Raw genomic sequence first — 10,845 nt, forward strand, 5'->3', positions numbered from 1 at the left:
GATGCGGGACAAAGCTGACCTACGTTTGAAAGCGCTGTATCTGCATTTCAGTGCTCGCCGTGGTTCTATTGCTCACTGGATTGAACAACACCGTCAAGAATCCAGCCCACGGCTAGCTTGTATCGCGCTCTGCCATCCCTTGTCGCATAGGCTTGCATGTGCTTGTTCAAGAGCGGCGCGTCTTGAGTTGAAACTTGGTTTCCCAATTCTTCACGTATCTGCGGCGGACGCGTCAGGTCGTTTGCGATAGACCCGATCGTCAACATGGTAATTGCGTCATTGGCTTCAGCGATCGCCTGACCGCTCAGCATGCCGTCCTGCAGATGCCGGAACATCTGCTCAGTTGCCATAGCGGTGCCGGGGCCGATGACAGCCTGCCGGATAAAAATCATGCCGGCTCCTGGTGTTTCAAGGAGGCTCGCGCGGATGGAGTCCCAAAGATCAACGTAGCGGTCGCGCCAAGTTGATCCCTTGCGAGGCGTTTCGGAGGCCACACGGAAAAGGCTGTCGACGGCCAGATTGGCGAGTTGGTTTTTGTCGTCCACATGGTGGTAGATCGCCATAGCCGACACGCCGCACTGCTCTGCCACCCGCCGCATTGTAAGCGCCGAGGGATCGTTGGATTTCAACACTTCCAGCGCTGCATCCACGATTTTTTCCACCGTGAGGTCGCGCCTCCGATTTGTCTTTCTCGGCGATTTCTGAAGCTCCGACATTTTTTAACTTTACAAGATATAATTATTTATACAATGTAAAAATACGAGATTTGCTAAGTTGGCATTGGAGTATCAGATGACAATTCAAGGACTGAATGTCGGAGTGATTGGCGGCAGTATTGCCGGGTGTGCAGCGGCAACCGCTCTGAGCCGCGCTGGCTGCAACGTCGAGGTTTTTGAGCGGTCGTCAAAGGGTCTGACGGACCGGGGCTCGGGAATTGCGATCCCCGGTCAACTCCGCGCCGATCTGATGGAGCGGGGCTACCTTCCACGGGATTTTCCGAACTGCGAGATGAAGACGCGTTGGTGGCAGTTTCCTGATAACACGACACAGGGACGCCGGCTGTGGACGCAAGCCACTCCCGCATTTGCGAACAATTGGGGAAATCTCTGGCGGGCACTGCGCCGGAACGTGCCAACTGACAATTATCACGAGGGCCGGAGGCTGTCAGATTTCACCGAAACGGAGACCGGTGTCGTCGCTCAGTTTCACGACGGTGAGGCGAGGAACTTTGACCTCCTGATCGGAGCGGACGGGTATCATTCTGTGGTCCGCAGCAAGATGCATCCCCAAGCGAAACCCGAATACGCTGGATATGTCTTGTGGCGGGGGAACTACCCAGAGGCCGAGGTCGACGACAAGAGCCTGATCGACGCCATCGACACAGACTTTGCCTGGCTAACCGTTCCATTCGAGGGCGGACACGGTGTTCTTTACATGATCCCGGACCTTGACGGCAGCAACATGCCAGGACACCGCCGGGTCAACTGGGCTGTTTATGCGCCATGCCCGATGGCACAACAGCTCAACGGAATTGAATCCGTGCCTCCCGGAGCGGTGGAGAAGGCAGCATTTGTCGAGTTCCAAAGGCTGCTAAACGACGACTTCCCGAAAGCTATCCGCGACCTGATCGCTCACACGCGGCACGAAGACGTTTCGATTCAACCAATCTACGACAGCGTGGTCGATACTTATACCAGCGACAGAACGCTTCTGATCGGCGATGCCGGGACAATGGCCCGCCCCCACACCGCATCGGGGGCCACCAAAGCGCTGGAGGATGCGCTGTCTCTCGAAGACCTTGCAGGAACAGTCGATGATCTTGCTGAACTACTTGCGCGCTATGATGCCCAAAGATGCGCGCAGGCAAAGACGCTCAGCCAGATCGGCCGTCGCATCGGCCGTGCGCAGGTGTTGGAAACACCCGATTGGGGTACAATGTCGTCAGCAGATTTCGAGGATTGGCATAAGGCGATCATGTCAGGTGACACTCTGTACCTGTATGGCGAGACGGCCTGACGAGCGAATTGTCTGCAATACCATTTTCCATGGAACGGCGAACATTCATGCTAGGCCCCACGAACCACTCAGGGCTCACTGCCGCCATTCCGGCCCAACTCATCTGGCGACCGCTTCCAACCAGTGAATGCCCTCAAATCGAAGCACTTCGCTGAAAGCGCTGAACTATCGCATCTTTGGGAATGGCCGCTTTCTGATTGTGTTTCAGGCTCGGACCACCACACCGGCAAAACCAAAGGCTGCTTAAGCCCCAAAACCGGATTGGCAATGGCCTTCAAGCTGATGATGTCGGCTCGACGCAAATGGCGAAAACTCGACCTGTCAAACCGCATGCCCAAGATTATTCAAGGCATTGCCTTCGTCGACGGTATCAAGCAAATTCAACCCGCCGCATGATCAGGCCATCACCAACTTTCGGGCATAGCTTGTTGTGGGCACAGGTGCACAGGTGCACAGGAAGGCATCCAGTCCCATGGCACCTTTTACAGCGTCTACACCCCATCCACGGGCCAAATTGTCATAACGATTGAGGGTGAGGTTACACTGATGGAGTGAATGCAAGTCATTTTGCAATCCACCGACCCCACCTTTCCACCCAAGGGGCCGGACCCACAAATTGAAAACTACCGAAAATCGTCAGAGCAGACCTTAGTGTTAGCAGCCGCGAATGGGGCTTTGAGCCCATTTGGTCCGTCGCATTAAACCTTTCACATAGGAGCTGCATTGACTTCGATGGTGTGACGGTCGGGGTCGAGTAGGTAGAGTTGCGGAAAGCCGGCGAGACCTTCGCGGATAACTAATATCCACTTTGGATCATCTTTTGGTAATGTTTCGCTGTAGCCTCGCTCAACAAGCTTCCCCAACGTGGCTTCGAAATCCTCTGTTCGGAAAGCGAAGTGTACGTCCGCTATGTCGACGCTTTTATTAAGGCGAAAAGTACCAGCTTTCGGATTGGAAACTAAGTGTATCTGGCGATCGCCGCATGCTAACCATACCCCATCAATTCCAAAATCAGGTCTCGGCAGTAGGGAAAGGCCGAACAAATCTCGATAAAATTGCGCGGATATTTCGACGTCTCGGACAGGATAAGAAACATGATGCAAAATTAAGTCAGACATGTCGGGCCTCCAAGAGATCCTCTGTGCGGAATATTCCCTCCAGCAGGCCTCACCAAAGTGCCTAGTGCCTGACGGGCTCATTTTCAACACACTTCACTACAGAAGCGGACAACACTTGTGGTCGCAGACGAAAAATCTGATGGTAAAAGAATGACTGCTGAAATAAGAAGAAAAACCATTGTCATTGGAGCGACCGGCGGCATGGGAAGTGCCGTGGCTCTTGACCGGGCACGTCAAGGCGACGTCCTTGCTCTGATCGGGCGGGATCACTCGAGACTGGCGCAGATCGCGCAAAAGATCGGCGAAAAACACGAAAAGCCGGGAGTCCTGACCGTTGATCTCGGCGACATGAAATCCTGTGCCCGGTGCATAAACGAGACTGTCGAGTTAATGGACGGCCTCGACACTTTGATTTTCTGTGCCGGCGCACACGTGAGAGGTCGGACGATAGAAGCTCACCTTCAAAGCTGGGACCACGTCTTGGATGTAAATTTTCGGGCGTTTGTCCATCTTGTCCGCGCGGGTATTGGTCGCATCAACGGATCTGGACATGGCGCGGTCATAGCGATAGGTTCGATAACCCCGGCCTACGCCGGTGCGGGGATGAATCTTGCGGCCAAGCGAGCACTAGGTGGTTTCTGCGAAACACTCTTCGATGATGTTCGTGAATTTGGAACTAAGGTTAGTGTTATTCACCCAGGATTTGTTGCCACATCTATGTCAGCGTCACCGAGGCTTCAATCTGATCTGATGATACAGCCAGACGACATATCTGCCGCGGTCGGGTTTATCCTGCAAACCGCTTCAACAGCGTGCCCAACCGAGATCGTGATCCGCCCCCAACGGTCACCCTACAAATGAGACTTTGCCGAATTTAGCGACGGCAAATCGGTACAAAGCTCTGGCCCTGGGGATACTAGCTGGTGTAAACACACAAAGGATTATTCGATAGCAAGACAGGGGGCGTTTTAGCGCACTCTGGGCGTCCCGGGCGCAGACCGCATCCCTACATCGTCTGAACGACCGCGATCTCAGGGATATTGGGCTTACCGAAGACGACATCCATGGCGCCAACAATCCACCACTCAGCACCGATACCGCTTTAGCGCTTGATCGTATTCGTCCCACTCGCAGCGGCAATTGATAAGGTAGGCTGGGGCACAATGAGGGGCCGCAATCGGATGACGGCTTTGTCTAATTGCAGTGATCTGGCGGATGTCAGCTTTGCTGTTTGGTCAAATTGCCACCTGAAGCCGCTTTATGATGATGCTTTGACATGGTGCCGAGACCGAAATCGTCCAGAATGGCATAGAGTGCCGGCAAGGCAAAAAGGACGATGATCCCAGCATAAAACAGCCCGAAGACAAGGCTTGCCACAAGGGGGATCAGGATTTGCGCCTGAAGACTGGTTTCCAGAAGGATGGGCGTAAGGCCTGCGACGGTGGTCAGCGAAGTCAGAAAGATCGCTCTGAAGCGGGCCTGCGTCGCGGTTACGGCGGCTTCGGCGACTGTGGTTGCTGCGCCGTGTTCGTTCTTGATGAAGTCGACCAGCAGGATCGAATTGTTGATCACGACCCCCGCCAGCGCGACATAACCCAGCATGCTGGGCATCGAGAAATCAAGCCCCATGGCCATGTGGCCGAAGATGGTACCCGTCAGCGACAGCGGAATTATCAGCATAACGACGATCGGCTCGACATAAGATCGAAACAGGAAGCTGAGCAAAAGGAACACGCCGACCAACCCCACGACAAAGCCTTTGACCATCGATTGCTGGGTCTTTCCTGCTTCGGCATTTTGCCCCTCAACGTCCAGTGTGACGTCAGGATGTCGCAACAGGAATTCCGGTGCGAAGCGCGCAAGCGTGTCTGCTACAATCGCGTTTGCATTGGCAACACTTGTGTCGATTGTTCCTTGGACTGTGACTGTCCGCCTGCCGTTTTCGCGATTGATACGGCTGTATCCCGTGCTTGTGGTGACGTCGGCAACCATACTCAGAGGGACCGAGCTGCCATCACTGCGATATATATCGAAAGCCATGAACTGATCCTGATCCGTGACCGCATCCGTGCTGTATTGTGCCGTGATTTCCAGCAGATCGCCATTCCTCTGGATCTCGCTGATACTCAATCCGAAATAGGCGGCGCGCAATTGATCCGCGACCATCGCGGCCGTGATACCCATGGGCCCTGCGGCATCACGTAGGCTGACCTGCAATTCGCGCTTGCCTGCGCGCAGGTCCGACATGACGGAGGTGACACCCTGATACCGCCCGATCCAGTCGCGCAGCTCGTCCGCTGCCGCACCAAGTGCCGCGAGATTATCGCCGCGCAGGCGAAGATCGATCGCGATACCGGCAGGGCCGATCGTTGCCTCTGCATAGTTTAGGTTCAACACATCGGGCACAGGGCCAACCGCCTCTTGCCAGCGGCGCATGATTTCATCGGGGCGAACGTTGCGCAATGATGACGGCAGCAAGTCAACACTTACTGTCGCAACATGTTCACCGCTCTCGAAGGCATCGCGGTTTACGCCGAAGGACACGGTCACATGGCGCACCAGCGCCGCCTGTTCCGGCTGCAAAGGCGTGAGGTCAGCGTTCACGCGCTCCAGCCCCGTTTCCAGTTGCGCCACCACCGCCGCAGTCCGTGCCTGCGGCGTGCCTTGCGGCAGCAAGACCCGTGCCACGACGGTATCGCCGTCAAGTTCGGGGAAGGCAGTGAACTTCACATAGCCACCGGCCAGCATGGTAATCGAAACCAGAAGTGCTGTAACGCTAAGCCCGGCCGTGGCATAGCGCCACCGTATGGTTAGATCGACAAACGGCCCGACGAGGCGGTCGCGCATCCAGGCCATTGCGCCCTCGACGCGGAGCCGGACGGCGCCGTCTTTGGCGGGGGCATCCAGTGCATGGACCAGATGATGGGGAAGTATCAGAAAAGCCTCGATCAGGGACACGGACAACACGAACAGCATGACGACAGGCACGACCCGCAGGATTGCACCCAAGTCCCCTTGCAGGAACGCGAGCGATCCGAAAACCATCGCTGTCGTGGCAAAGGACGCCAGAACGTTCGGAAAGACCTGTGAGGCACCTTCGACCGCAGCATCAAAGGCGCTGCGACCCTTTTCGCGCAGCCGCGCGATATTTTCCGCGATCACGATGGCATCGTCCATCAGAAGGCCAATCACGATCAGCAAACCCAAGGTCGTCATCAGGTTGAGCGAATATCCAACCGCAGCCATTAGCGCCACGCCCCCCATGAACGACACGGGCAGGCCCATGGCGACCCAGAACGAAAACCGGAATCCGAAAAACAACCAAAGGACTGCGAACACCAGCGCAAGCCCCTGCAGGCCGTTGACCACGACCAGCGCCAGACGTTCACGCACCACAGAGGCCGCGTCTGCCGAAATTTCCAGCACGACACCGGGAGGGGCCTGTTGCCGCTCTGCGTCAAGAAAGTCGTTCAGTGTGTCGATGATACGCAAGCTGTCTTCTGACCGCGTCTTGCTGATCTCGAGGATCGCGGCGGGGCGTCCGTCGAACAAGATGAAATTGTCTGTCTGTGAAAAACCTTCCGTGATTTGCGCGATCTCGCCCAGCAGGACCTGGCCGCCGGTCTCGGTTGAGCGGATCACGAGTGCTTCAAGGTCGGCGGCAGTCTGACGTTCTTCATCAACACGCATCAGGAATGTTTCGCTGCCTGTCGTCAGGCTGCCCGCCGGAAGATCGAGGCTTGCCGATTGCACCGCGCGCGCCACGTCGCCAACCGAAACGCCATAATCCCTCAGGGCGGATGGCTTCAGCCCGATCTGAAGCTCTCGGTTCGAAAACCCTGTGATGTCGACTTTCGGTATACCGCCCCATCGCAGCATTCTTGTCCGCATTTCCTCGGCGTAACGATGAAGGTCAACCCGGTCTTGCGGGCCTGTAATGGCGACGGAAATTACCGGATCGGTTTGCCCCAGGGTCCTTATGCGAGGCGCTTCGGCCCGGTCAGGGAAGTCGGAAATCGTGTCGATCTCTGACGTCACATTCGCCACGAAGGCCTGATATTCCTCGCTGGCGCGCATTTCAATCCGGGCCTTGGCCAACCCTTCGCGGGCCTCGCAGGATTGCCGGTCAATCCCGGTCACGGCATCAAGCGCATCCTCGATCCGCGCGCAGATCGCGGTTTCGACATCTTCGGGTCGCGCACCGGGATATGCCACGGTAACCTCGACTTCGCTTTGCCCCGCCCGGGGAAAGGTTTCGCGCAAGAGCGTTGGTCCCGCAATCAGGCCTGCCGCCAGAAAGCCGATCATGAGCAAGTTTGCGATGGTGGGGTGTGCGGTGAAATACCGGATCATTTCAAGCGCCCGCCGCCAGCAAGCTTCGCCATGACTGCATCATCGACGTGAGGCTCCAGCAGCATCCCCTCGATCGCCGGACTTGGAGGCACCACGAGGACCATTGCACCGGACGGCAGCCCTTCGCTGACAACGACGATGTCACCTTGAGCAAGGCTTGGCGTCACAGGAACACGGCGCAACCGGTTGTCCGCGTCCGCGATCATGACCACGCCATCACGCAGCGCCGTGCGGGGCAGGACCAGACCCTCAAGCGGGGGGGCCATAAGAATGACCTCGACGAACATGCCTTGTGTCAGCGGCGGCCGAAGCCCAGGGTTGGCTTCCCTGTAGGCGTCCTCCACCCGCACGACGACCCCGACTGCACCGCTCAGGGGATCAATCGTGTCACTTAGGCGGTCGATGGTTGCATCCCAACTTACCATGTCGCCCCCCAGTTCAAGGTTGACGGATACGGTCAAATCCAGATTTCGGATGGTCGATGTCATCGCGGACGGATCCATTGGCGACACGCTGGTGTTTGGCGCGGCCGAACGCATGAGCCCGCGCAGGCTGGCAAGATTGATTTGCGCCTCAACTTCGGCAGCCTCTATGCCATCCAATTCCGCAATCGTGCTGCCTGCACGAACGAACTCTCCTGTTTCGACAGCGACCTGCGAAACGCGTGCGGTATAGGGCAGCGTGAGTTCCGTATGCGCCAGATTGCGTTCCGCCTGTTCCAGACTGATCTGCGCAGCAGCGATCTGTTCTGTCTGGACCGCACGCTGCGTTGGCAGCAAAGCAAGAGAACTTGCCACATTTTGAACCCGCTGCCGTCCTGCCAGAACCGCCGCGCGTGCTGCATCGCGGCTGGTTTGCGGTATGGACCCAGCGTTAAAAAGTGTTTCAGCACGTGTCAGTTCTTGCTCCAGAAGGTCAAGCGATTGGCGCTCAATTTCCAGCGACGCCTCAAGGTTTTCCTGCGTGACGGCCAACTCTGCAAAACGGGCCTGAGCGGTACGGATAGTCGAACGTGACTGGGCGATGGCCAGATTATAATCAGCCGGTGACAAGCGCAGTAGAACCGCCCCGGCTGGCAGGATTTCGCCACGGTTGAGCATCGGGTTCACATAGTCTGCGGTTCCGGCCACTTGCGCGACCGCTTCGTAGACACGCGCAGGTTCTGCCCTGCCAAAGCCCCGGATCATCGGGCGCACCGCATCGGTTCGGGCGATGATAACGCTGACATGTGTGGTGCGTTCACCCAGGATTTGCTGCTCTGGCGGTGGGCTGTTGGAGACCGTGTAGGATAAAAATGCCACGCCGAGCCCGACAATCGGCAGCGAAATCAGGGCGAGTTTCACGAGGTTTTTCATAATGCAGGCCCCTTTGATGCCAATGCTGCAATTTGCAGGTCAAAAAGCCGTGCGCAATCGCGCACCAGATGGGATGGTTCGCGCGAGATAATCATTTTCAAGATCTGACTTTGCATGACACCGATGATCAGGTTGACGATATCTGGTGCGCTTATAAATTTGCATATTTCGCCCTGACTTTGGGCTTGCTCGGCCAAATGGACCATAAGGCTGCGAAGCTGCGCCATTTCTTTTTGCAAGCGGCGTCGAATGACTTCGTGGGATCCTGTTGCGTTACGCATCACCATGATGTCGGGCAGCGCCGGAACGCTTTGAATGAACTGGGCATGTTGAAGGAATAGATCACGCAGGCGGGCGACAGGCGGCAAAGCAGAGGCTTCGCCGTTGCGGACGATCTTGGTGAACTGTTCGGCAAGTTGATCCGATACAGCCAGCCAAATCGCGTCCTTGTTCTTGAAGTGTTTGTAGATCGCAGGCTGTGAAATGCCCAATCGGCCTGCAATTCGTGAGGTCGACACCGCGTCCGGTCCAAGCTCGAATGCAAGTTGAAGCGTCGCCTGCACGATTTCAATTTGGCGATTACTTTGTGCGGCCATTGCTGCTGCGATCATGCGCTTATCGCTGAGTTGAATGGTCTTCGTGCGGCTGTCGCCCGTACCAGCGGGCTAAGCCCGAAGCCAAAAAGCGCTGAGATCGGCATTTCGAAATTGTCCTTAACACAATAGTTCAGGCCCTCTACCTCACTTTGTTATATACTTATAACCAAGTGATACAAGGGGGCTAACCCGCCACCATAGGCCACGCTGAACGCTGCCCGATACCGCAGACCCGGTCCGGGCGCGCCTTCAAGAATGCGCGCGACCTCATTGGCGCTTATGCGCCCGCCCCAAGGGGTTTTTCACCCTTAGGGGGATGGGCTATGATCACCGTCAACGCGTCACCCATGCATAGGTGGAGTTTTCAGCAGACAATATCCGGCCCCCGCTCCTTCCCCCGATGTACAGAAGAAGGCCCTTCGGTTTCAGATCCGTATCCACACGATGCCTTTTGACGGTGGCCAGCCGTTTCCCCGCAGGCTTTGCGCTATAGCCCACAGAGTCTGGTTGCTAGGCAGGTTCTTCTTGAAAGTGATCCCGCTGCTTTGCCCAGCATCTCTGACGAAGTTGGTTGGCTATTAAAGAGGATCGTCGATGAATTCGACACTTTGACAGGGATATTAGAATTTGATCCAGTCGACGATAGATCAAAGAAAGAAATTGAGGAAACTATCAGGTCGATGACAACTCTCTATCGCTCTCCACCAGACGGTGATCGGCAGAGAGCGGCTGATATCTGCGATAGCCTTGGATTGTTGGCAGAGGTTAAGAAGCGATCTGCCACAATGGCTTAAACCAATTCTGTGCTGACCGACTGTGCATCGGCTCAATAGGCCAGCTTCATCCCGAGCAGGGACGGCCCAAAGCCGACCTTGAACGCGGAGTCCAGCTGCGGCGTCGGCAGCCCGCTTTTCGGACATTCGCTGCACTCGCGAGACTTCGACCTAGCCTAACTCAGTCGACCAATATGATCCGTACGCACGAAGTAGAGCGTGCCGTGTTCGTAAATACCAACGATCCGCATTGCCGGCGTCGCAGCATCAAGACGAACGGCGACATCGCCTCTGATCGCATCAATCGTGCTGGAGGATGCGGCAGGCAAGCGAGTGACAAGAATTCTGTCCTAACAAGCGATGCGCTTTTCAAACATGCGGGATATGCGGCGTGCTGGCGGTGATGCAAGCGCCGCGGTTCGAGTGTCTTTCGTTTGATCCTTTCTCTTTGTTTTAGAATGGCTGTGTCCCGTCCGAAGTAGACGTCTGCAGGTGTGACGTTGTTGATGCTCTCGTGATGCCGCTGATGATTGTAGTGATCGACGAAGGCTTCGATCTGAGCTTCAAGGTCACCTGGCAGGAAGTAGTTTTCCAGCAAGATGCGGTTCTTTAGGGTTTGATGCCAGCGTTCGAT

7 protein-coding genes and 3 pseudogenes are annotated in these 10,845 nt (G+C 56.2%); 4 read left to right on the forward strand and 6 right to left on the reverse strand.

Annotated features, from left to right (window positions below; all coding sequences use genetic code 11):
• Positions 1-65 precede the first annotated feature (65 nt).
• Positions 66-716, reverse strand: coding sequence for a TetR/AcrR family transcriptional regulator (locus C8N45_RS20360; protein ID WP_108388412.1), 651 nt, complete (start codon positions 714-716; stop codon positions 66-68).
• 76 nt (positions 717-792) lie between these two features.
• Between C8N45_RS20360 and C8N45_RS20365 the strand changes: the two genes are divergently transcribed.
• Complete coding sequence (locus C8N45_RS20365) at positions 793-2,016, forward strand: FAD-dependent monooxygenase (RefSeq protein ID WP_108388414.1); 1,224 nt, start codon at positions 793-795, stop codon at positions 2,014-2,016.
• 186 nt (positions 2,017-2,202) lie between these two features.
• Positions 2,203-2,412 (forward strand): annotated as a pseudogene (locus C8N45_RS20370) (IS256 family transposase); the annotation flags it as partial.
• 311 nt (positions 2,413-2,723) lie between these two features.
• On the opposite strand, the gene C8N45_RS20375 reads toward C8N45_RS20370, so the two are convergent.
• A complete protein-coding gene (locus C8N45_RS20375) occupies positions 2,724-3,134 on the reverse strand; it encodes a VOC family protein (protein WP_108388419.1) in 411 nt (136 codons plus the stop codon).
• Between the two features lie 150 nt (positions 3,135-3,284).
• On the opposite strand from C8N45_RS20375, the gene C8N45_RS20380 reads away from it, so the two are divergent.
• Both C8N45_RS20380 and C8N45_RS24170 read left to right on the forward strand, forming a co-directional pair.
• Positions 3,285-3,995 carry an SDR family oxidoreductase gene (locus C8N45_RS20380; RefSeq protein WP_108388421.1) on the forward strand — a complete coding sequence of 237 codons (711 nt, stop codon included), beginning with the start codon at positions 3,285-3,287 and terminating at the stop codon, positions 3,993-3,995.
• A gap of 115 nt (positions 3,996-4,110) precedes the next feature.
• Positions 4,111-4,278, forward strand: a pseudogene (locus tag C8N45_RS24170) (YjiS-like domain-containing protein); the annotation flags it as partial.
• Positions 4,279-4,352: 74 nt separating this feature from the next.
• On the opposite strand, the gene C8N45_RS20390 reads toward C8N45_RS24170, so the two are convergent.
• From C8N45_RS20390 to C8N45_RS20415, 4 genes and pseudogenes are all read right to left on the reverse strand, one after another.
• Positions 4,353-7,487, reverse strand: a complete 3,135-nt coding sequence (locus tag C8N45_RS20390; protein WP_108388424.1) for an efflux RND transporter permease subunit — start codon at positions 7,485-7,487, stop codon at positions 4,353-4,355.
• Positions 7,484-8,842, reverse strand: a complete 1,359-nt coding sequence (locus C8N45_RS20395) for an efflux RND transporter periplasmic adaptor subunit (RefSeq protein ID WP_108388426.1) — start codon at positions 8,840-8,842, stop codon at positions 7,484-7,486. The genes C8N45_RS20390 and C8N45_RS20395 overlap by 4 nt, the downstream gene beginning before the upstream one ends.
• Positions 8,839-9,453: a TetR/AcrR family transcriptional regulator gene (locus tag C8N45_RS20400; RefSeq protein WP_108388428.1), complete on the reverse strand. Its 615-nt coding sequence runs from the start codon at positions 9,451-9,453 to the stop codon at positions 8,839-8,841. Before C8N45_RS20400 ends, C8N45_RS20395 begins: the two co-directional genes overlap by 4 nt.
• A gap of 1,143 nt (positions 9,454-10,596) precedes the next feature.
• Positions 10,597-10,845 (reverse strand): annotated as a pseudogene (locus C8N45_RS20415) (integrase core domain-containing protein); the annotation flags it as partial.

The sequence above is a fragment of the Yoonia sediminilitoris genome, from assembly GCF_003058085.1.
GTDB classification, from domain to species: domain Bacteria; phylum Pseudomonadota; class Alphaproteobacteria; order Rhodobacterales; family Rhodobacteraceae; genus Yoonia; species Yoonia sediminilitoris.

Coding starts and splice junctions, on each gene's coding strand:
- C8N45_RS20365 (WP_108388414.1), top strand. CDS start 793: ATGACAATTCAAGGACTGAATGTCGGAGTGATTGGCGGCAGTATTGCC.
- C8N45_RS20400 (WP_108388428.1), bottom strand. CDS start 9,453: ATGATCGCAGCAGCAATGGCCGCACAAAGTAATCGCCAAATTGAAATC.
- C8N45_RS20380 (WP_108388421.1), top strand. CDS start 3,285: ATGACTGCTGAAATAAGAAGAAAAACCATTGTCATTGGAGCGACCGGC.
- C8N45_RS20375 (WP_108388419.1), bottom strand. CDS start 3,134: ATGTCTGACTTAATTTTGCATCATGTTTCTTATCCTGTCCGAGACGTC.
- C8N45_RS20360 (WP_108388412.1), bottom strand. CDS start 716: ATGTCGGAGCTTCAGAAATCGCCGAGAAAGACAAATCGGAGGCGCGAC.
- C8N45_RS20395 (WP_108388426.1), bottom strand. CDS start 8,842: ATGAAAAACCTCGTGAAACTCGCCCTGATTTCGCTGCCGATTGTCGGG.
- C8N45_RS20390 (WP_108388424.1), bottom strand. CDS start 7,487: ATGATCCGGTATTTCACCGCACACCCCACCATCGCAAACTTGCTCATG.